At 54.4% G+C, this 21,900-nt stretch carries 20 protein-coding genes and 1 pseudogene; 15 read left to right on the forward strand and 6 right to left on the reverse strand.

All coding sequences use genetic code 11. The features are described 5' to 3' along the window. The first annotated feature begins 124 nt into the window (after positions 1 to 124). Positions 125 to 1,291 (forward strand): Na+/H+ antiporter NhaA, encoded by a 1,167-nt coding sequence (nhaA, locus tag WB237_RS14595; protein WP_336214122.1) that lies wholly within the window; start codon positions 125 to 127, stop codon positions 1,289 to 1,291. A 57-nt stretch (positions 1,292 to 1,348) separates the two neighbouring features. Further along, positions 1,349 to 2,248, forward strand: a complete 900-nt coding sequence (nhaR, locus tag WB237_RS14600) for a transcriptional activator NhaR (protein ID WP_336214124.1) — start codon at positions 1,349 to 1,351, stop codon at positions 2,246 to 2,248. 57 nt (positions 2,249 to 2,305) lie between these two features. Here the strand turns inward: nhaR and rpsT are convergent, their stop codons facing one another. Then, the gene (gene rpsT / locus WB237_RS14605; RefSeq protein WP_003856458.1) at positions 2,306 to 2,569 is read right to left on the reverse strand and encodes a 30S ribosomal protein S20; all 264 of its coding nucleotides are present in this window, start codon (positions 2,567 to 2,569) and stop codon (positions 2,306 to 2,308) included. Positions 2,570 to 2,670: 101 nt separating this feature from the next. Between rpsT and WB237_RS14610 the strand changes: the two are divergent. The 8 genes and pseudogenes from WB237_RS14610 (at position 2,671) to WB237_RS14645 (ending at position 10,113) form a co-directional block, all read left to right on the forward strand. Further along, positions 2,671 to 2,889: pseudogene (locus WB237_RS14610) on the forward strand (DUF2575 domain-containing protein). Positions 2,890 to 2,896: 7 nt separating this feature from the next. Beyond that, a complete protein-coding gene (ribF, locus tag WB237_RS14615) occupies positions 2,897 to 3,823 on the forward strand; it encodes a bifunctional riboflavin kinase/FAD synthetase (protein WP_028016631.1) in 927 nt (308 codons plus the stop codon). A 45-nt stretch (positions 3,824 to 3,868) separates the two neighbouring features. Further along, a complete protein-coding gene (gene ileS / locus WB237_RS14620; protein WP_336214126.1) occupies positions 3,869 to 6,685 on the forward strand; it encodes an isoleucine--tRNA ligase in 2,817 nt (938 codons plus the stop codon). Continuing rightward, positions 6,685 to 7,185 carry a signal peptidase II gene (lspA, locus tag WB237_RS14625; protein ID WP_028016633.1) on the forward strand — a complete coding sequence of 167 codons (501 nt, stop codon included), beginning with the start codon at positions 6,685 to 6,687 and terminating at the stop codon, positions 7,183 to 7,185. The genes ileS and lspA overlap by 1 nt, the downstream gene beginning before the upstream one ends. A gap of 52 nt (positions 7,186 to 7,237) precedes the next feature. After that, on the forward strand, positions 7,238 to 7,687 hold the full coding sequence (gene fkpB, locus WB237_RS14630; protein ID WP_336214128.1) for an FKBP-type peptidyl-prolyl cis-trans isomerase: 450 nt from the start codon (positions 7,238 to 7,240) through the stop codon (positions 7,685 to 7,687). Position 7,688: 1 nt separating this feature from the next. Next, positions 7,689 to 8,639: a 4-hydroxy-3-methylbut-2-enyl diphosphate reductase gene (gene ispH / locus WB237_RS14635; RefSeq protein WP_094085087.1), complete on the forward strand. Its 951-nt coding sequence runs from the start codon at positions 7,689 to 7,691 to the stop codon at positions 8,637 to 8,639. A gap of 156 nt (positions 8,640 to 8,795) precedes the next feature. Continuing rightward, complete coding sequence (locus WB237_RS14640) at positions 8,796 to 9,350, forward strand: glucose-6-phosphate isomerase family protein (protein ID WP_336214132.1); 555 nt, start codon at positions 8,796 to 8,798, stop codon at positions 9,348 to 9,350. Next, positions 9,343 to 10,113, forward strand: a complete 771-nt coding sequence (locus WB237_RS14645) for a glucose-6-phosphate isomerase family protein (protein WP_336214134.1) — start codon at positions 9,343 to 9,345, stop codon at positions 10,111 to 10,113. Before WB237_RS14640 ends, WB237_RS14645 begins: the two co-directional genes overlap by 8 nt. Positions 10,114 to 10,141: 28 nt before the next feature. Here the strand turns inward: WB237_RS14645 and WB237_RS14650 are convergent, their stop codons facing one another. Genes WB237_RS14650 through WB237_RS14670 form a run of 5 tightly spaced genes read right to left on the reverse strand, consistent with a single transcriptional unit; the run spans position 10,142 to position 14,446 of the window. After that, a complete protein-coding gene (locus WB237_RS14650; RefSeq protein ID WP_028016637.1) occupies positions 10,142 to 10,960 on the reverse strand; it encodes a PTS system mannose/fructose/sorbose family transporter subunit IID in 819 nt (272 codons plus the stop codon). Then, positions 10,960 to 11,757 carry a PTS mannose/fructose/sorbose/N-acetylgalactosamine transporter subunit IIC gene (locus tag WB237_RS14655; RefSeq protein ID WP_049005239.1) on the reverse strand — a complete coding sequence of 266 codons (798 nt, stop codon included), beginning with the start codon at positions 11,755 to 11,757 and terminating at the stop codon, positions 10,960 to 10,962. Before WB237_RS14655 ends, WB237_RS14650 begins: the two co-directional genes overlap by 1 nt. Before the next feature lie 10 nt (positions 11,758 to 11,767). Further along, the gene (locus WB237_RS14660) at positions 11,768 to 12,262 is read right to left on the reverse strand and encodes a PTS system mannose/fructose/N-acetylgalactosamine-transporter subunit IIB (RefSeq protein WP_336214136.1); all 495 of its coding nucleotides are present in this window, start codon (positions 12,260 to 12,262) and stop codon (positions 11,768 to 11,770) included. A 10-nt stretch (positions 12,263 to 12,272) separates the two neighbouring features. Then, on the reverse strand, positions 12,273 to 12,701 hold the full coding sequence (locus WB237_RS14665) for a PTS sugar transporter subunit IIA (protein WP_336214138.1): 429 nt from the start codon (positions 12,699 to 12,701) through the stop codon (positions 12,273 to 12,275). Between the two features lie 2 nt (positions 12,702 to 12,703). Continuing rightward, the gene (locus WB237_RS14670; protein ID WP_336214140.1) at positions 12,704 to 14,446 is read right to left on the reverse strand and encodes a class I mannose-6-phosphate isomerase; all 1,743 of its coding nucleotides are present in this window, start codon (positions 14,444 to 14,446) and stop codon (positions 12,704 to 12,706) included. 187 nt (positions 14,447 to 14,633) lie between these two features. Between WB237_RS14670 and WB237_RS14675 the strand changes: the two genes are divergently transcribed. The 5 genes from WB237_RS14675 (at position 14,634) to WB237_RS14695 (ending at position 21,816) form a co-directional block, all read left to right on the forward strand. After that, on the forward strand, positions 14,634 to 15,641 hold the full coding sequence (locus tag WB237_RS14675) for a LacI family DNA-binding transcriptional regulator (protein ID WP_336214142.1): 1,008 nt from the start codon (positions 14,634 to 14,636) through the stop codon (positions 15,639 to 15,641). A gap of 133 nt (positions 15,642 to 15,774) precedes the next feature. After that, positions 15,775 to 16,596, forward strand: a complete 822-nt coding sequence (gene dapB / locus WB237_RS14680; RefSeq protein ID WP_134708278.1) for a 4-hydroxy-tetrahydrodipicolinate reductase — start codon at positions 15,775 to 15,777, stop codon at positions 16,594 to 16,596. A gap of 454 nt (positions 16,597 to 17,050) precedes the next feature. Continuing rightward, positions 17,051 to 18,199, forward strand: a complete 1,149-nt coding sequence (carA, locus tag WB237_RS14685) for a glutamine-hydrolyzing carbamoyl-phosphate synthase small subunit (protein WP_336214144.1) — start codon at positions 17,051 to 17,053, stop codon at positions 18,197 to 18,199. Between the two features lie 18 nt (positions 18,200 to 18,217). Further along, positions 18,218 to 21,442 carry a carbamoyl-phosphate synthase large subunit gene (carB, locus tag WB237_RS14690; protein WP_028016645.1) on the forward strand — a complete coding sequence of 1,075 codons (3,225 nt, stop codon included), beginning with the start codon at positions 18,218 to 18,220 and terminating at the stop codon, positions 21,440 to 21,442. Between the two features lie 140 nt (positions 21,443 to 21,582). Further along, the gene (locus tag WB237_RS14695) at positions 21,583 to 21,816 is read left to right on the forward strand and encodes a YgdI/YgdR family lipoprotein (RefSeq protein WP_049005244.1); all 234 of its coding nucleotides are present in this window, start codon (positions 21,583 to 21,585) and stop codon (positions 21,814 to 21,816) included. Positions 21,817 to 21,900 lie beyond the last annotated feature (84 nt).

Here is a 21,900-nt window from a genome sequence, read left to right on the forward strand (position 1 = left end):
TTTTCTTTTTGTAATGATAGCTCGGTAAAACTGAATCTATACTCAATATTAATCTGTTTTTGCCGAGCTATGTGGCTTGGTATTATGGTTTTATCGAGGTATTGTTGTAAAAGAGAGAGTTAAAGTGAAATTACTACACCGTTTCTTTAGCAGTGAAGCGTCCGGTGGCGTGATCCTGATTATTGCCGCTGCGGCTGCGATGGTGCTGGCTAACCTGGGGGTTACCCGCGATCTATACCACGCATTTCTGGAAACGCCCGTCGAGCTGAAGGTCGGGGCGCTGGAAATTAACAAGAACATGTTGCTGTGGATCAACGATGCACTGATGGCTGTGTTCTTCCTCCTGGTGGGGCTTGAAGTTAAACGCGAGCTTGTGCTGGGTTCACTTGCCAGCCGCCAGCGCGCGGCGTTTCCAGTGATTGCCGCCATCGGTGGGATGGTCGTTCCGGCGCTGCTCTTCCTGGCATTTACCTGGCAGGACCCCCTTGCGCGTCATGGCTGGGCGATCCCGGCGGCAACGGATATCGCGTTTGCGCTCGGGGTGCTGGCCTTGCTGGGAAGTCGTGTGCCGGTGGCATTGAAGATATTCCTGATGGCGCTGGCAATTATTGATGATTTGGGCGCTATTGTGATTATCGCGCTGTTCTATACCAGCGAGCTGTCGATCCTGTCACTGAGTGTAGCTGCTGGGGCGATTGCAGTGCTGGCACTGCTGAACATTTTCAATGTTCGTCGCATCGGCATCTACATCCTCGTGGGGATGGTGCTGTGGACGGCGGTGCTGAAATCGGGCGTGCATGCCACGCTGGCAGGTGTGATCGTCGGCTTCTTCGTGCCGCTTAAGCCGCAGGACGGCAAGTCGCCTGCCAAACAGCTGGAACATGTGCTGCACCCGTGGGTAGCCTTTATGATCCTGCCACTGTTCGCATTTGCCAACGCGGGTGTTTCCCTGAGCGGTGTGACGCTTGACGGGCTGACGTCCGTGCTGCCTCTGGGCATTATTGCCGGGCTGTTTATCGGTAAGCCGCTGGGGATTAGCCTCTTCTGCTGGCTGGCGCTGAAGCTGAAGATGGCATCATTGCCGCACGGCACAACCTTTGGACAGATTATGGCCGTTGGCGTGCTGTGTGGAATCGGCTTTACGATGTCGATCTTTATCTCGACGCTGGCATTTGGTACGCATGCACCGGAGCTTATCGTCTGGGCTAAACTGGGCATTCTTATCGGGTCATTGCTGGCTGCAGTGATCGGTTATACCTTGTTGAAGGTGAAGTTGTCCGGACAGGCATAACGGAAACCGGGAGGAGGGGAGCCTTCTCCCGATAGACTATCAGGGAGCGAAGACGCAATGTCTCATTTGAATTACAACCATCTTTACTACTTCTGGCACGTCTACAAACAGGGCTCGGTCGTGGGCGCCGCAGAGGCGCTCTACCTGACACCACAAACCATCACCGGGCAAATCAAGGCGCTGGAAGAACGACTGCAGGGCAAGCTGTTCAAGCGTAAGGGCCGTGGGATTGAGCCCAGCGAGCTGGGCGAGCTGGTGTTCCGTTACGCAGACAAAATGTTTACCCTGAGCCAGGAGATGCTGGATATCGTCAACTACCGCAAAGAGTCTAACCTGCTCTTTGATGTCGGTGTGGCCGATGCGCTGTCAAAACGGCTGGTGAGTGGCGTGCTGGATGCGGCAGTGGTTGAAGACGAGCAAATCCATTTGCGCTGCTTTGAATCTACTCACGAGATGCTGCTGGAGCAGTTAAGCCAGCATAAGCTGGACATGATTATCTCGGATTGCCCAATCGACTCCACGCAGCAGGAGGGCTTGTTCTCGGTGAAGATTGGTGAGTGTGGCGTCAGCTTCTGGTGCATTAACCCGCCGCCGGAAAAACCGTTCCCCGCGTGCCTTGAAGAGCGCCGCCTGCTGGTGCCGGGAAGGCGTTCCATGCTCGGACGCAAGCTGCTGAACTGGTTTAATTCGCAGGGGTTGAACGTGGAAATCCTCGGCGAGTTCGATGATGCGGCTCTGATGAAAGCCTTTGGCGAAGCCCACAATGCGATCTTCGTTGCACCAACGCTGTACGCGCACGATCTCTATTCGGATGACAAGATTACGGAGATAGGCAGGGTGGATAACGTGATGGAGGAGTATCACGCTATATTTGCTGAAAGGATGATTCAGCACCCGGCGGTACAGCGAATCTGTAACCGCGACTACTCTGCGCTGTTTACATCACCGGCAATCTGAAGGCATAAAAAAACCCGCGTTAAGCGGGTTCTTTAAACAAGCAACAACAAATAGCGATTAAGCCAGTTTGTTGATCTGCGCGGTCAGGTTTGCTTTATGACGCGCTGCTTTGTTTTTGTGGATCAGACCTTTAGCAGCCTGACGATCCACGATTGGTTGCATTTCGTTAAATGCGTTCTGCGCTGCAGCTTTGTCGCCAGCTTCGATTGCTGCGTATACTTTCTTGATGAAAGTACGCATCATAGAGCGACGGCTTGCGTTGTGCTTACGAGCCTTTTCAGACTGAACGGCACGTTTCTTAGCTGATTTGATATTAGCCAAGTCCAACTCCCAAATATGATCTATGTGGACAATTCAAAGGCCGAGGAATATGCCCTCTTTGCCTTCTTTTGTCAATGGATTTGTGCAAATAAGCGCCGTTAATTAGCGACGCTACGTTACGTAGTGATGGCGCAGGATTCTACCAGCTTGTGTTCCCTGAATACAGCCTTTCGGCATAAAAATCGCAGTTCACGAGCAGATTTTTTCGCTGCGAAAGGTCAGCCTGATGAAATCATTACGGCTTTCTGTTTTGCGCGAACAATCGCCGGTTAACCTTAACCGCCGTACAAGGTATACTTTGGCGATTTTCACTGTTTTGAGCCAGACATGAAGCTGATACGCGGCATACATAATCTCAGCAGAGCACCGCACGGGTGCGTGCTGACCATTGGTAATTTCGACGGCGTGCATCGTGGTCATCAGGCGCTGTTGCAGGGATTGCGTAAAGAAGGGGAGGCCCGTGGCCTACCTGTCGTAGTGATGATTTTCGAACCGCAGCCGCTGGAGCTGTTTGCGGGCGATAAATCTCCCGCCCGTCTCACTCGCCTGCGCGAGAAGTTGCGCTACCTGGCAGAGTCCGGTGTGGACTACGTATTGTGTGTACGTTTCGATCGTCGCTTTGCCGCACTGACAGCACAAAGTTTCGTCAGTGACCTGCTGGTTGAGCGTCTTGGCGTGCAGTTTCTTGCTGTGGGGGATGATTTCCGCTTTGGCGCTGGTCGTCAGGGCGATTTCTTGCTATTACAGAAGGCTGGTCTGGAGTACGGTTTTGACGTCACGAGCGCGATGACCTTCTGTGAAGGTGGCATTCGCGTCAGCAGCACGGCGGTACGCCAGGCGCTGGCAGATGATGAACTGGATACGGCAGAAACCCTGCTGGGGCATCCGTTCACCATCTCAGGTCGCGTCGTTCATGGCGATGCGCTCGGCCGCACTATTGGTTTCCCGACGGCGAATATACCGCTGCGTCGTCAGGTTTCCCCGGTTAAAGGGGTCTATGCGGTGGAAGTGGCTGGACTGGGCGATAAGCCGTTTTACGGCGTCGCTAACATTGGCACGCGTCCAACTGTCGCGGGTGTGCGTCAACAGTTAGAAGTGCACCTGCTGGATGTTGTAATGGACCTTTATGGTCGCCATATAGATGTGATACTGCGTAAAAAAATACGCAACGAGCAGCGATTTGCTTCGCTGGATGAACTAAAAGCGCAGATTGCGCGAGATGAATTGACGGCCCGCGAGTTTTTTGGGCTTTGAACCCGGCTTAAATGCCTACGTGATAAATACGGAACCGAGAATCTGATGAGTGACTATAAATCAACCCTGAATTTGCCGGAAACAGGGTTCCCGATGCGCGGCGATCTCGCCAAGCGTGAACCGGGAATGCTGGCGCGTTGGACTGATGATGACCTGTACGGCATCATTCGTGCAGCCAAAAAAGGCAAAAAAACCTTCATTCTGCATGATGGCCCTCCATATGCGAATGGCAGCATTCATATTGGTCACTCTGTAAACAAGATTCTGAAAGACATTATCGTGAAGTCCAAAGGACTCGCGGGATATGACTCGCCTTACGTTCCGGGCTGGGACTGCCACGGTCTGCCAATCGAGCTGAAAGTTGAGCAAGAGTTTGGCAAGCCAGGTGAGAAGTTCACCGCCGCAGAGTTCCGCGCGAAATGCCGCGAATATGCTGCCACTCAGGTTGATGGTCAGCGTGCTGATTTCATCCGTCTGGGCGTGCTGGGTGACTGGTCACACCCATACCTGACCATGGACTTCAAAACTGAAGCCAACATCATCCGTGCGCTGGGTAAAATCATCGGTAACGGCCACCTGCACAAAGGCGCGAAGCCGGTACACTGGTGTGTGGACTGCCGTTCTGCGCTGGCAGAAGCGGAAGTTGAGTATTACGACAAAACCTCCCCGTCTATCGACGTGGCGTTCCACGCGGTAGATCAGGATGCGGTGAAAGCTAAATTTGGCGTGTCGTCCGTTAACGGTCCGATCTCTCTGGTTATCTGGACCACCACGCCGTGGACGCTGCCTGCCAACCGCGCGATCTCCCTGTCTGGTGAGTTCGAATACGCGCTGGTGCAGGTTGACGGTCAGGCAGTCATCCTGGCGAAAGATCTGGTTGAAAGCGTGCTGAAACGCGCGAATATCGCCAACTACACCGTGCTGGGCACCGTGAAAGGTGACGCGCTGGAGCTGATGCGCTTCAAACACCCGTTCCTGGACTTCGACGTTCCGGCGATCCTGGGCGACCACGTCACGCTGGACGCGGGTACCGGTGCAGTACATACCGCTGGTGGCCACGGTCCTGACGACTACAACATCAGCCTGAAATACGGTCTGGAAATCGCCAACCCGGTTGGCCCGGACGGTTCATACCTGCCTGGCACCTACCCGGCACTGGACGGTATCAACGTCTTTAAAGCAAACGACATCATCGTCGATATGCTGCGCACCAGCGGCGCACTGCTACACGTTGAGAAAATGCAGCACAGCTACCCATGCTGCTGGCGTCACAAGACGCCGATCATCTTCCGTGCGACCCCGCAGTGGTTCGTCAGCATGGACCAGAAAGGCCTGCGTGAGCAGTCTCTGAAAGAGATCAAAGGCGTGCAGTGGATCCCGGACTGGGGCCAGGCGCGTATCGAATCCATGGTGGCTAACCGTCCTGACTGGTGTATCTCCCGTCAGCGTACCTGGGGCGTGCCAATGTCTCTGTTCGTGCATAAAGAGACGCAGGAACTGCACCCGAACACCCTGGAACTGATGGAAGAAGTGGCGAAGCGCGTCGAAGTTGACGGCATTCAGGCGTGGTGGGATCTCGACTCTCGCGACATCCTGGGCGCAGACGCTGATAGCTACGAAAAAGTACCAGATACTCTGGACGTGTGGTTCGACTCCGGTTCTACCCACTCTTCAGTCGTTGACGTGCGTCCGGAATTTGCCGGTCACGCCGCCGACATGTATCTGGAAGGTTCTGACCAACACCGCGGCTGGTTCATGTCATCTCTGATGATCTCCACCGCCATGAAGGGTAAAGCGCCTTACCGTCAGGTACTGACTCACGGTTTCACTGTGGATGGTCAGGGCCGTAAGATGTCCAAGTCTATCGGTAACACCGTTTCTCCGCAGGATGTAATGAACAAGCTGGGCGCCGACATTCTGCGTCTGTGGGTGGCTTCGACCGACTACACCGGCGAAATGGCGGTGTCTGATGAGATCCTGAAACGTGCTGCCGACAGCTATCGTCGTATCCGTAACACCGCGCGCTTCCTGCTGGCGAACCTGAACGGGTTTGATCCGGCAAAAGACATGGTGAAACCGGAAGAGATGGTGGTACTGGACCGCTGGGCGGTAGGCTGTGCGAAAGCGGCGCAGGAAGATATCCTGAAAGCCTATGAGTCTTACGACTTCCACGAAGTGGTGCAGCGCCTGATGCGTTTCTGCTCCATCGAGATGGGCTCGTTCTACCTCGACATCATCAAAGACCGCCAGTACACCGCGAAAGCGGACAGCGTGGCGCGTCGTAGCTGCCAGACCGCGCTGTTCCACATCGCAGAAGCGCTGGTGCGCTGGATGGCACCGATCATGTCCTTCACCGCAGATGAAATCTGGGGCTACCTGCCAGGCGACCGCGAGAAGTATGTCTTCACCGGCGAGTGGTACGAAGGTCTGTTCGATCTCTCCAGCACCGAAGCAATGAACGATGCTTTCTGGGACGAACTGCTGAAAGTGCGTGGTGAAGTGAACAAGGTTATCGAGCAGGCGCGTGCGGATAAGAAAGTTGGTGGCTCTCTGGAAGCGACAGTGACTCTGTATGCAGAACCTGAACTGGCAGCGAAACTGACGGCACTGGGCGATGAATTACGATTTGTCCTGTTGACCTCAGGCGCGAAAGTTGCGGATTATGCCGAAGCTTCTGCTGATGCTCAGCAGAGCGAGCTGCTCAAAGGACTGAAAGTCGCGCTGAGCAAAGCCGAAGGTGATAAATGCCCGCGTTGCTGGCATTACACCACTGATGTCGGCAAGGTGGCGGAACACGCAGATATCTGCGGACGCTGTGTAAGCAACGTCGCCGGAGACGGCGAAAAACGTAAGTTTGCCTGATGAGTAAAACTCTCTGTTCAACAGGACTGCGCTGGCTGTGGCTGGTTGTGGTGGTGCTGATTATTGATCTGGGCAGCAAATTCCTGATCCTCCAGAATTTTGCTCTGGGGGAGACGGTTTCACTGTTCCCGTCGCTTAACCTGCACTATGCACGCAACTACGGTGCGGCGTTTAGTTTCCTTGCTGACAGCGGTGGCTGGCAGCGCTGGTTCTTTGCAGGTATCGCGATCGGTATCTGCGTGGTGCTGGCGGTGCTGATGTACCGTTCGAAGGCAACGCAAAAGCTGAATAACATTGCCTACGCACTGATCATTGGCGGTGCACTGGGCAACCTGTTTGACCGCCTGTGGCACGGCTTTGTGGTCGATATGATCGACTTCTACGTCGGCGACTGGCACTTCGCGACCTTTAACCTCGCTGATAGCGCAATTTGCATCGGTGCGGCGTTAATCGTGCTGGAAGGCTTCTTGCCTAACTCGGCCGCGAAAGAGCAGGCGTAACACACTCGCCCGGTGGTGTAGTGCCACCGGGCAAAACAAGCGAGCAATTTGCATGTCTAAATCCGTACAGAGCAACAGCGCGGTTCTCGTTCACTTCACGCTGAAACTGGATGATGGCTCTACCGCTGAATCCACCCGCAATAACGGCAAACCAACCCTGTTTCGTCTTGGCGATACCTCCCTGTCTGAAGGTCTTGAACAACAGCTTCTCGGTTTGAAAGAGGGGGAGAAAAAGGCGTTTTCACTGGAGCCAGATGCCGCGTTTGGCGTGCCAAGCCCGGATCTGATCCAGTATTTCTCGCGCCGTGAGTTTATGGATGCGGGTGAGCCGGAAATCGGGGCGATTATGCTCTTTACCGCTATGGATGGCAGCGAAATGCCTGGCGTGATCCGCGAAATCAACGGCGACTCCATCACCGTTGACTTCAACCATCCGCTTGCCGGGCGCACCGTCCATTTTGATATTGAAGTGCTGGAGATTGACCCAGTACTGGAGGCCTGAAATGCAGATCCTGTTGGCTAACCCGCGCGGCTTCTGCGCCGGTGTAGACCGCGCTATCAGCATTGTTGAAAACGCGCTGGAGATCTACGGCGCGCCGATTTATGTGCGTCACGAAGTGGTGCATAACCGCTATGTGGTCGACAGCCTGCGCGAGCGCGGTGCCATCTTTATCGAGCAGATTAGCGAAGTGCCGGATGGTGCGATCCTGATTTTCTCCGCGCATGGCGTTTCTCAGGCAGTGCGTAACGAAGCGAAAAACCGCGATTTGACGGTGTTTGACGCGACCTGTCCGTTAGTGACGAAAGTGCATATGGAAGTGGCGCGCGCCAGCCGTCGTGGTGAAGAGTCGATTCTGATTGGCCACGCGGGTCATCCGGAAGTTGAAGGCACCATGGGCCAGTACAGCAACCCGGAAGGGGGCATGTATCTGGTTGAGTCACCGGAAGATGTCCTGACGCTGAATGTGAAAAACGAAGCCCGTCTGTCGTTTATGACCCAGACGACGCTCTCCGTGGACGATACCTCTGACGTGATTGACGCCCTGCGCCAGCGTTTCCCGAAAATTGTCGGGCCGCGTAAAGATGACATCTGCTACGCGACCACTAATCGTCAGGAAGCGGTGCGTGCACTGGCTGAACAGGCGGATGTGGTGCTGGTTGTTGGTTCGAAGAACTCCTCTAACTCCAACCGCCTGGCCGAGCTTGCGCAGCGTATGGGGAAAGCGGCATTCCTGATTGACGATGCAACGGACATTCAGGAAGCGTGGGTGAAAAATGCGGCCTGCGTCGGCGTTACCGCAGGCGCTTCTGCACCAGATATCCTGGTTCAGAACGTGATTGCCCGCTTGCAGGAGTTGGGCGGTGGCGAAGCGGTTCCGCTGGAAGGACGCGAAGAGAACATCGTTTTCGAAGTCCCTAAAGAACTGCGTATCGACGCCCGCGAAGTGGAATAGTTTACTCTCTGTCTGGAAAATGCCGGTGGCGAAAGCTACCGGCATTTTTGTTTCTGGTTAACTGTGATTCACCATCAACATTGGTGCCTTCATCGGCAGGTTAATCGTTTAATCTGATAGGCTGATGTTGCTGTTCTCCTTGGGCCGGAGATGACTATGGAACCAGAAATTATTCTGCCACCTCAGGTGGCATGGGCGACTGGCGCGCTAGCCAGAGGCCCGCTTATTCGCAAGACAACCCGCCTTGCCGATCTTCCCTGCATCTTCGCTAACCGCGAGGAGTGGAGGTGTCGCGACCCCCAACAAAGCGTATACGACGTTGAGGTACTGGAATCCCCCATGGCTGAGGGGGCGCTCTACGTTGGTGTCACTCACCTTTATGCAGGTAAAGTTGATGATGAGTTCTTTATGACGCGTGGTCATTTTCATGAGCGCCGTGAACAGGGTGAAGTCTATTTTGGCTTGCGTGGCAGCGGCTTACTGGTGTTGCAAACGGAGGCGGGCGATGCACGTGTTGAGCAGGTAGCGGCAGGGTCGGTACACATCATTCCTCCTTTTACGGCGCACCGTTTGATCAACACCGGTAATGAGACGCTCTCCTCGCTGGCCGTCTGGCCAAGCGTCGCGGGGCACGACTACGCGGCGCTGGCAGAGGGTTTCGCTCTGCGAGTCTTTGCCGCCGGGCAAGGTTTCGAGGTGCGTCATGTCTGATTATGGCCTTGATATGACCATTACCCATCAGCCGCTGGGTTTTAGCTATGGTGATGATGTCACCGGGCCGATGCCGGAAATCCGTACTCTGGATCAGATCCGCCCGTCACTACGCGATCCAGATTGTCAGGGGCCGGAACAGGTGTACGCCATCGCCATGGATGTCGCGCGACTGATGGACAGGCCGGAGCTGGAAAAACGGATGTTGCTCTTTGGTGTGGTTACCTACGCCGCAGGTACGCTCGGCGATGAGCCAATTCGCAGCCAGGGGCATGTCCACCGCATCAGCCAGCATAGCGGGTGGTCACCGCCGGAGCTTTATGAGATCTGGCAAGGTAAAGCGATTATTTACATGCAGGAGTATGTCGAGGACGATCCCGGACGCTGTTTTGCCGTTTTAGCGGGGCCAGGAGAAAAGGTGCTGGTGCCACCGGGCTGGGGTCATGCGACCATTTCGGCCTCGCCTGATACTCCGCTGACTTTTGGTGCCTGGTGCGATCGTGAGTATGGATTTGAATATGACGCGGTTCGCGCGCGCAAGGGGCTGGCCTGGTATCCGCTGGTTCAGGGAAAAAACATTATATGGCAGCATAATAGCCACTATATGGCAGGGCGGTTACAGATGATCACACCGCGTCGTTACAGTGAGTTTGGTATTACGGATGCGCCTATTTATCAGCAGTTTATTGACGATCCGGCTCGGTTCCAGTTTATCTCGCGCCCTGACAGAACGGCAGAGTTGTGGCACCATTTCCATCCATAAAAAAAGCCGGGGCAGAGCCCCGGCTTTTTTATCCTGCAAACACCCCGGTTGCCACGCCAAGCGCGGCGAGTACCAGCAGTAGAACCATGGCTTTGACTGGCGACACGCCGCGTTTTGCCATCAGGTACCAGGTACCCAGCACCACCACCAGCGGAAGCAGTTGCGGGAAAATGCCGTCCAGCATCTGCTGCACGTGAATGTTAACGCCGTCGCGGGTGATGAACTCCAGCCCGGTACCGAGCTTCACATAGCTGGCCGCCACGCCGCCCATGACGAATACGCCCAGCAGGGAGAGCGCTTCTCGTAAGCGGGTGGATTTGCTGCTGACCAGCATCTCCACAGAGCCTGATCCCATCTGGTAGCCTTTAAGAAACAGGAACCATGAGCCCGGGATAATAATGGCCAGCCAGGCAACGGTATAAAACAGCGGGCCAAGTATGTTCCCCCCTGCCGCCAGCGCCATCCCGATGCTGAGGAGGATGGGGATTAGCATTCCGGGGATCATCGAATCGCCGATCCCTGCTATCGGCCCCATCAGGCCCACCTTCAGGGTGTTGATGGTTTCACCATCAATCGGCTCGCCGTTGGCTTTCTTCTCTTCCAGACCCAGCGCCATACCGTTAACAATCGCGCCAATTTGCGGCTCTGTGTTGTAGAACGACGCGTGACGGCGCAGCATCTCGGTGCGTTGTGCTGCATCGGGATAGAGTTTTTTTGCCACCGGCAGCATGCTCAGGCAAAAGCCGAAGGATTCCAGTCGTTCAAAGCTCATTGAAGAGAGGTTGTGCATCATCCACGCCCGCCAGCAGCGGCGCAGATCTTTGCGGGTCAGTTTACGTTCTTCCATCAGAATTCATCCTCGTCATCAGGGACAGGTGCTGAAGCCACGGCCTGCGGCGTCTCAGGCTTGTAGTTGTAATGAATCAGCGCCAGCAGGGCGCCCACGATCACCAGCGCAACCATATTGAGTTTCAGGAAAACGATGCAGACGAAGCCCACCAGGAAATAGATGAGCATGGTGTAGCTTTTGATGATTTGCTTAAGCAGGATGGCAATACCGACGGCGGGCAAAATACCGCCCAGCACGTTCATGGTCGAGAGTACGATCTGCGGCAGGCTGTCCATAAAGCCGCTAATGTATTGCGCGCCAAAAAAGACGGCGATAAACGTGGGGACAAAGCGCAGCACAAAATTCATCACCTGAGGCCATATGGCGCTGTTGAGGTAGATTCCTCGCTCATCGCCATTTTCCAGCGCGACATCCGCCCGATGATTCCAGAATGAATTAAGCACCATCATCGCATTGAAGAGAATGGTTCCGGCGATACCGATAGTCGCTGCCAGTGCGACGGCAACCTCAGGTCCTTTGCCGGAAAGGATCCCCAGCGCAATGGCCGGATAAGCCACAAAGTTTAAATCTGCGGGCATCGAGCCGCCAGGGGTCACCATCGCGATATACACTGCCTGCACCGCTACGCCAATCATAATCCCGGTTTTGATATCGCCCAGGATCAGGCCAACCAGCATCCCGGAAATAAGCGGTCGGGAGATGAGATACCAACCGCCAGTCAACCCTAAAAGCCACGGACTGCTGAGTGCACCCAGATAACACAGCAGGCCAATTAAAGACGCTTCGATAAACATGATCCGCTCCTTATTTCAGCTTTTGTCTGGCGTCCTGCCAGGTATAAAAACTGGCATCGGGAACCAGGCGGAATTCAATCGCGTGTCCCTGGACGGTGAGCCACTCGAACGCCGCCGCTTCATCTTTCGTGACCGATTGATTCGGGCCGATGGTGATTGTGTTAGCGCGAGCGCTCATCGGCCCCACGTTGATTTTCCCGTTGCTGTTTTTCAGGCTAATGCCTGCCTGTTCAATGCACTGCAGCGTAAGCGGCGATTTGCCTATCACAAAATACCGCTTCTCGCTGGCAATCACTTTGGGCAGTTTTTCAATCGCCGTTGCGGTATCGAACAGCCACACTTTGGTGTCAGAGACGGCGCCTTTCATGACCGACGACAGCAGCGGATCGGCCGCAACGGCATCATCAATGGCAACGATGCCGTCACAGGGCAGCTCTTTGGCCCAGCGTGTGATGAGCTGCCCATGGATCACGCGATCGTCGATGCGAACAAAAGAAATACTCATATGCAGCTCCTTAAAAATCGTCTGTCGGTTCAGAATCTATCTTTTTCGCCTGTACCAGCGTCGGCAGAGTGAGTTGGATTATTTGCGCGGCAGCATGATGAACATCGCGCGCCATCATCACCTCGTCGGTTTGCAGCAGCATCGGGAAGTTGACCCCCGCGACCACGGCGACAGGTGGATGTGTATGCTGGTTAAACGCGACCTCGCAAGCCACATTCCAGGGCGTGCCGCTTTGCATATCACACAGCACCAGCACGCCATCAGCATTTATGCTTGCTGCTTCCAGCGTGGCGCAAAAGTCACGGCGGAAGCCCTCTATCCCTGCCTGTTCGGTCAGACAAACGGTGTGCACGCCGGGCAGATCGCCATAAACCATCCGGCCGCTCTCCAGCAGAGCGCTGGCAAGCGGGCCGTGGGTGGCGACAATAAAATGAATCATCGTTAACTCCTTACCCAGGCTTTGATAGTCGCCAGTGGTTGGCTGGAGGAATTGGCGGGCGGTGAAATGCGATATTCACCGACGCTTGCCGGAATGATGAAGGTTTCGGCGTAATGGACGGTAAAAGGTGCAAACGCACCGGTTGGGCTATCGACAATGGCTTCGTCTCCCTCCACCAGATTCAGCACATTCACACCGCCACCGGTGTGATGCAACACGGGTTCGCTAAACCAGTGACGACGGGTTTCGATAAATTCTCGCTCGTGCAGCCCCGTTCGTTCTTCGCGCCAGTAATTTCCTTCTGCGATAGGTTCAAACTGATTCACCAGATGCTGATGTACCCACTGCGTGTCGCGCTGCCAGTCGATCACCTTTTCACCATGATCCAGGTGTACCGGGCGCGGCAGACCGTCCAGCCCAAGGCGGCCCCAGTCCCATAGTTTGAAGGTGAAGATATACGGCGTAGCGCTGATCTCCAGTACCATGGTCCCCGCGCCGGAGCAGTGCACTGTGCCTGCAGGGATCAGGAAATGGTCGTGTTTTTTGGCCGGGATTTGATTAACGAAACGGGCATCATCAAACGGTTTTTCACCGCGCCCCGCACGCCTGAGATCGTCCATCATGTCCTTAGGATCTATACCGGTTTTGGTGCCCAGATAAACAACGGCATCTGGCCTGGCGTCCAGGATGTAATAGCTCTCATCCTGGGTGTAATGCATCCCGAACTGTTGCTGGATGTACTCGGTAACGGGGTGGACCTGGAAGCTTAGGTTTTGGCCGCCAATGGTATCAAGAAAGTCAAAGCGAATCGGGAACTCCGCGCCGAAACGTGCGTGAACTTTCTCGCCCAGCAGAGCGCGAGGCTCAAGCAGAACCAGATCCTGAGAGGGGATCTCGATCCGCACTGCGCCAAAACGCAGTAACAGGCTGTTTTCCTCGGGCACACAGTCAAAACACCATGCGTAATTGGGTGCAGAGGGATCGAGATCGAATTGTTGTTTCATCCACTGGCCGCCCCAGATTCCGGGGTCGAAAAAGGGGACTACGCGGAAAGGCTGCGAGGTCGTTTGTTCAAGCCCGGCACGCAGGGCCTCGCCGCTGACCATCGCGGGCTGGTTTGCCCGGGTTGTATCCAGTAAAAAATCGACGCGTTTGAGAAGCGGCGTTTTGTGGCGATCGAAGACTCGCCATTCGATAAAAAAGGCGCGTTTGTAGCGACGAAGGATATCTTCATGCTGATTCTCTACGCCCCAGTTCCCCATCTCACCGCTGCGCATACGCTGCTGGATCTCCCATCGCGGAAGATCGGCATATACCAGCACATCACCCGGATGGACGAGCGCCGCACCGGGGCCATAAATCACAATCAGCCCTTCAGAGCACTGGCTCACCTGAGCCTGCAATGTTTCCAGACGAGTGGGATCGAAAAACTCAGCGAGCTGGTGGCAGGAGAGTACGCCAAAGACGCGATCGTCCGTGAGATTGCGTGCCAGCATTTCATGAATGGTGCGCTCATCCTGTCGCGCTTGTTCGACATTGATTGTGAGTGTCGGACGCAATTGCGGCAGCAAAGCGTTCTCAAGTTCGGTCATGCGCACGCCGGGATAGCAATCAATCACCAGTACGGTGCGGCTGCACTGTCGGGTTTTTGCATCAAGGCTGCTGATAATCGCCTCCCAACCTTGCCAGGCGCTGTCGTCATAACCCTGAATCGTCACCGTGGGGAATTTGTCGTAAGTTGTCATCTTATCCTCCGTAATCGTTATTTAAGGTTATTCGATTAACCGCGTTTGAGAAGAGTGGTTAACGCGATTAACCCGCCATAAATACGAATGGAATCCTGATAGGTAGCCGTAATGTGAAGAGACTCACAAGGAAAAATGCAAAAAATAGGTTATTCGATTAATCTGTAGTGAAGACTAAGGAGTCAACATGACAGGAATCACGCTTGCAGATGTTGCGAAGTGCGCAGGGGTATCTACGGCAACGGTATCAATGGTGTTGTGCAATAAAGGGCGTATTTCGCAAAGCACACGCGAAAGGGTGCTGAAGGCGCTGGATGAATCGGGCTATGTCTATAACCAGACGGCGGCAAACCTGCGAAACCGCAGCAGTAATCAGGTGGGGCTGCTGTTGCATGACATCACCAACCCTTTCTACGGCGAGATGACCGCCGGCTTAAGCCATGAGATGGAGCGCCATGAGCTGATGCTGTTTCTGGCAAATAGCGAAGAATCCGCCGAGCGACAGCAAAAGTTTGTTGATTCGCTGATGCGTAACAACGTGGGTGGCATGGTGCTCTGTGCCGCCCGCGAAACGCCACAATCTTTTTTTGATAGCCTGAAGCGACGCAATATTCCGGCGATTATGGTTGTACGACCGCTTAGCGATCCGGGGTTCGATTTTGTTGGAACAGATAACTTTCTTGGCACCCAAATGGCGACCGAACATCTTTTAAAGATGGGACATCGGCGGATCGCTTTTATCGGTGGTAGCCAGAATTCGGGGTCACGGGCGCAGCGTATTGGCGGATTTACCAGTAAACTTCTGGAATACGGTATTACGCCGAATCCGGCCTGGATTGTGACTTCACAGGCCAGCCAAAGCGATGGTGCGCGGGTGGCAGAGAGTTTGCTGACCGATAATCCGGAAATCACCGCCGCGATTTGTTATCAGGATATTGTGGCCCTCGGGGTTATGCAGTGTTTACGCAAATTGAACCGGGAACCCGGGCGTGATTTTGCCCTGGTGGGATTCGATGACATCACCGAAGCGGCACTGGTTCAGCCTGCACTAACGACGGTATCTGTCGCCGCGAAAGAGATTGGGCGCAAGGCAGGAGAGTTACTGTATAGCCGCATGCAAGGAAATGATGAACCGGCAAAACGGATTATCCTTCCCCCCGCCCTCGTGGTGCGGGAATCCTGCGGTTTTAGCTGATCGTTATGCTTTTTACTGATATCTCTTCCTGTTTATCATTAAATTCTAATTATTGGTGTTTTCAGTTGGCAGCCTCCGTGAAGGCTGGTTAATCTGAAAACGGTTTACATCATTTTAACGTAAGAGAATAACTATGCATGATGCACAGATCCGTGTCGCGATTGCGGGCGCGGGTGGACGTATGGGCCGCCAACTGATTCAGGCGGCACTACAGATGGATGGCGTGGCGCTGGGTGCGGCCCTGGAACGTGAAGGCTCCTCACTTCTTGGTGCCGACGCAGGTGAGCTGGCGGGTGCAGGAAAGACGGGCGTTACCGTTCAGAGTAGCCTTGACGCGGTGAAAGATGACTTCGATGTATTCATCGACTTTACCCGCCCGGAAGGAACGCTGACGCATCTGGCGTTTTGCCGTCAGCACGGCAAAGGAATGGTCATCGGTACTACCGGTTTTGACGACGCAGGTAAGCAGGCTATTCAGGATGCATCAAAAGAAATTGCGATTGTCTTTGCTGCGAACTTTAGTGTGGGCGTAAACGTCATGCTCAAGCTGCTGGAGAAAGCGGCGAAGGTGATGGGTAACTATACCGACATTGAGATTGTTGAAGCGCACCACCGTTACAAAGTTGATGCGCCATCAGGTACGGCGCTGGCAATGGGCGAAGCGATTGCTCATGCACTTGATAAAGATTTAAAAGACTGCGCGGTTTATACCCGCGAAGGTTACACCGGCGAACGCGTGCCGGGCACCATTGGCTTCGCAACCGTGCGAGCGGGTGACATCGTCGGCGAACATACCGCAATGTTCGCCGATATTGGCGAGCGTGTTGAAATTACACATAAGGCCTCCAGCCGTATGACATTTGCAAACGGTGCCGTACGTTCTGCTTTGTGGTTAAAAGACAAAGAAAATGGTCTTTTTGATATGCGAGACGTGCTGGATCTTAACAATTTGTAAGATTTATTACCCATCGTGATGTGGTTATTGCAGTCGTAATTACTTGATTGCATAGGGCAATAATTTATTGCCCTTTTATTTTTCTTGTTTCGAGCTTTATTTGCGATATTGCCTTCAAAAGTAAGCCTGTCATCCTATTTTTTCGTTGCTAAAATGTAAATTTTGACCACCTGGTCTACTTTTTATTACTCCCTTGCCAGATTTCTCATTAAACTTATCGCGCAAGCGTTTTCCGTGGTGATTTACCTGATCTTTTTGTCGGTTAAGCCGTCTTCTGCATACCAGGCTTGCAAAAGAACAAACAAAATATCCGTTTTAAGTTGACTTTTACCCACCAAATCTCCAGAATGCCGCCGTTTGCCAAAAATCCGCTGGCAACACATTTGCATTGATTCATGACATGGTTATGAATTAATATGCAAATAAAGTGAGTGAATATTCTCTGGAGGGTGTTTTGATTAAGTCAGCGCTATTGGTTCTGGAAGACGGAACCCAGTTTATCGGTCGGGCCATAGGGGCAACAGGTTCGGCGGTTGGGGAAGTCGTTTTCAATACTTCAATGACCGGTTATCAAGAAATCCTCACTGATCCTTCCTATTCTCGCCAAATCGTTACTCTTACTTATCCTCATATTGGCAATGTCGGCACCAATGCGGCTGACGAAGAATCCTCTCAGGTACATGCGCAAGGTCTGGTCATTCGCGACCTGCCGCTGATTGCCAGCAACTTCCGCAACACCGAAGACCTCTCTTCTTACCTGAAGCGCCATAACATTGTGGCGATTGCCGATATTGATACGCGTAAGTTAACGCGTCTGCTGCGCGAGAAAGGTGCACAAAACGGCTGCATCATTGCAGGTGATAACCTGGATGCGGCCTTGGCGCTGGAAAAAGCGAAAGCCTTCCCGGGCCTGAACGGCATGGACCTGGCGAAAGAGGTGACTACCGCTGAAGCCTACAGCTGGACGCAGGGCAGCTGGACGCTGGAAGGCGACCTGCCAGAAGCGAAAAAAGAGAGCGAGCTGCCATTCCACGTGGTGGCCTACGATTTCGGTGCCAAGCGCAATATCCTGCGCATGCTGGTTGACCGCGGTTGCCGTCTGACCGTTGTGCCTGCACAAACCTCTGCGGAAGAAGTCCTGAAGATGAACCCGGACGGTATCTTCCTCTCTAACGGCCCGGGTGACCCGGCACCGTGCGATTACGCTATCAACGCCATTAAATCTTTCCTGGAAACCGATATCCCGGTCTTCGGCATCTGTCTCGGCCATCAGTTGCTGGCCCTGGCGAGCGGTGCGAACACCGTTAAGATGAAATTCGGTCACCACGGTGGTAACCACCCGGTGAAAGATATCGACAACAACACGGTGATGATCACCGCGCAGAACCACGGTTTTGCTGTCGATGAAGCCTCAATGCCGGCTAACCTGCGCGTGACGCATAAATCACTGTTCGATGGTACCCTGCAGGGTATCCACCGTACCGACAAGCCAGCGTTCAGCTTCCAGGGGCACCCTGAAGCCAGCCCGGGCCCGCACGATGCCGCACCGCTGTTCGATCACTTCATCGAACTTATCGAGCAATACCGTAAGACCGCTAAATAATCAGGAGCTGAGAAGACAATGCCAAAACGTACAGACATAAAAAGCATCCTGATCCTTGGCGCTGGCCCGATTGTTATCGGCCAGGCCTGTGAATTTGACTACTCCGGTGCGCAGGCGTGTAAAGCCCTGCGTGAAGAGGGTTACCGCGTAATCCTGGTAAACTCTAACCCGGCAACCATCATGACCGACCCGGAAATGGCTGATGCGACCTACATCGAGCCGATTCACTGGGAAGTGGTGCGTAAAATCATCGAGAAAGAGCGTCCGGATGCGGTGCTGCCAACCATGGGCGGCCAGACGGCGCTGAACTGTGCGCTGGAACTGGAGCGTCAGGGCGTGCTTGCCGAATTCGGCGTAACCATGATTGGTGCGACCGCCGACGCGATTGATAAAGCAGAAGACCGTCGTCGCTTCGACGTGGCGATGAAAAAAATCGGCCTCGACACCGCGCGTTCCGGTATTGCACACAACATGGAAGAAGCGCTGGCCGTCGCGGCCGACGTGGGTTATCCGTGTATTATTCGTCCTTCCTTCACTATGGGCGGCACCGGCGGCGGTATCGCGTACAACCGTGAAGAGTTCGAAGAGATTTGCGAACGCGGTCTGGACCTCTCCCCAACCAAAGAGTTGCTGATTGATGAATCGCTGATTGGCTGGAAAGAGTACGAGATGGAAGTGGTGCGTGATAAAAACGACAACTGCATCATCGTCTGTTCCATCGAAAACTTCGATGCGATGGGGATCCACACCGGTGACTCCATCACCGTTGCGCCAGCCCAGACCCTGACCGACAAAGAGTATCAAATCATGCGTAACGCCTCGATGGCGGTACTGCGTGAAATCGGCGTGGAAACCGGCGGTTCTAACGTGCAGTTCTCGGTGAACCCGAAAACCGGCCGCCTGATTGTTATCGAAATGAACCCGCGTGTATCCCGTTCCTCGGCACTGGCCTCTAAAGCCACCGGCTTCCCGATTGCCAAAGTAGCGGCGAAACTGGCGGTGGGTTACACCCTCGACGAGCTGATGAACGACATCACCGGCGGCCGCACCCCTGCGTCCTTCGAACCGTCTATCGACTACGTTGTGACGAAAATTCCTCGCTTCAACTTCGAGAAATTCGCCGGCGCAAACGACCGTTTGACCACTCAGATGAAGTCGGTCGGTGAAGTGATGGCGATTGGCCGCACCCAGCAGGAATCCTTGCAGAAAGCCCTGCGTGGCCTGGAAGTGGGCGCGACCGGCTTTGACCCGAAAGTGAGCCTGGATGACCCGGAAGCACTGACCAAAATTCGCCGCGAGCTGAAAGACGCGGGCGCAGAGCGTATCTGGTATATCGCCGATGCCTTCCGTGCAGGCCTGTCTGTGGACGGCGTCTTCAACCTGACCAACATTGACCGCTGGTTCCTGGTGCAGATTGAAGAGCTGGTGCGTCTGGAAGAGAAAGTGGCGGATCTGGGCATCAACGGTCTGGACGCTGACTTCCTGCGCGTGCTGAAGCGTAAAGGCTTCGCCGATGCGCGTCTGGCCAAGCTGGCGGGCGTGCGCGAAGCGGAAATCCGTAAGCTGCGTGACCAGTTCAACCTGCACCCGGTTTACAAGCGTGTCGACACCTGTGCGGCAGAATTCTCTACCGATACCGCGTACATGTACTCCACGTATGAAGATGAGTGCGAAGCGAACCCGTCAGTCGATCGCGACAAAATTATGGTGCTGGGCGGTGGCCCAAACCGTATCGGCCAGGGCATCGAGTTCGATTACTGCTGCGTTCACGCCTCTCTGGCGCTGCGTGAAGACGGTTACGAAACCATTATGGTTAACTGTAACCCGGAAACCGTATCGACTGACTACGACACCTCTGACCGCCTCTACTTTGAGCCGGTAACACTGGAAGACGTGCTGGAAATCGTGCGTATCGAGAAGCCAAAAGGCGTTATCGTGCAGTACGGCGGCCAGACCCCGCTGAAGCTGGCGCGCGCGCTGGAAGCAGCAGGTGTACCGGTTATCGGTACCAGCCCGGATGCGATTGACCGTGCCGAAGACCGTGAACGTTTCCAGCAGGCGGTTGACCGTCTGAAACTGAAACAGCCGGCAAACGCCACTGTAACTGCGATTGAACAGGCCGTTGAGAAGGCGAAAGAGATTGGCTACCCACTGGTGGTGCGTCCTTCCTACGTACTGGGCGGCCGCGCGATGGAAATCGTTTATGACGAAGCTGACCTGCGTCGCTACTTCCAGACCGCGGTAAGCGTCTCTAACGATGCGCCAGTGCTGCTCGACCGCTTCCTGGACGATGCAGTAGAAGTGGACGTTGACGCTATCTGCGACGGCGAAATGGTGCTGATTGGCGGCATCATGGAGCACATCGAGCAGGCTGGCGTTCACTCCGGTGACTCTGCCTGTTCTCTGCCAGCGTACACCCTGAGCCAGGAGATTCAGGATGTAATGCGCCAGCAGGTACAGAAGCTGGCCTTCGAGCTGCAGGTTCGTGGTCTGATGAACGTCCAGTTCGCCGTTAAAGACAACGAAGTGTACCTGATTGAAGTGAACCCGCGTGCGGCACGTACCGTACCGTTCGTCTCCAAAGCGACCGGTGTTCCACTGGCGAAAGTGGCGGCGCGCGTGATGGCAGGCCAGACGCTGGCTCAGCAGGGCGTAACCAAAGAGATCATCCCACCTTACTACTCGGTGAAAGAAGTGGTACTGCCGTTCAACAAATTCCCGGGCGTTGACCCACTGTTAGGGCCAGAAATGCGCTCCACCGGGGAAGTGATGGGCGTAGGCCGCACCTTCGCAGAAGCCTTTGCGAAGGCGCAGCTGGGCAGCAGCTCCACCATGAGAAAATCAGGCCGTGCGCTGCTCTCTGTTCGCGAAGGCGATAAAGAGCGCGTGGTTGACCTGGCTGCCAAGCTGCTGAAACAGGGCTTCGAGCTGGATGCGACCCACGGTACGGCGATTGTGCTGGGTGAAGCGGGTATCAATCCACGACTGGTGAACAAGGTGCATGAAGGTCGTCCTCACATTCAGGACCGTATCAAGAATGGCGAATACACCTACATCATCAACACCACGGCGGGCCGTCAGGCGATTGAAGACTCCAAGCTGATTCGCCGCAGCGCGCTGCAGTACAAAGTGCACTACGACACCACCCTGAACGGCGGTTTCGCAACAGCCATGGCGCTGAACGCGGATGCCACCGAGAAGGTGATTTCGGTGCAGGAAATGCACGCGCAGATTAACAAGTAAGTAAAAATGCCCGGCAGCACTCTGTTGCCGGGCATTATCCCCCACCTTCAGAACCTTCTGGTTTTCCATCCACATTCAGTCAGTTAGCCTAAAATAGTTAGGTCGATAATGAAATCCAACTGAATGCAGGGGAAAACACCATGCAAAATAAATTACTTATCACTTCTGTCTTTGCTGCCGCAGCGCTATTCACCGTAGCGGGCTGTTCATCTAATCAGGCAGTAAAAACCACCGATGGTCGTACTATTGTGACGGATGGTAAACCGCAGGTGGATGACGATACGGGCCTCGTTTCCTACAAAAATGCTGAGACCGGTAAAACGGAGCAGATCAACCGTGACCAGGTGAAATCCATGGGCGAACTGGATAACTAATTCAGAATTCTGCCGTTAGCCCGTCAATAATATTCACTATTAGCCTGCTGAATTACTGACTACACTCTTTTGTTAAAAGAAAGC

The organism is Enterobacter sp. P82, assembly GCF_037053385.1.
GTDB lineage: Bacteria > Pseudomonadota > Gammaproteobacteria > Enterobacterales > Enterobacteriaceae > Enterobacter.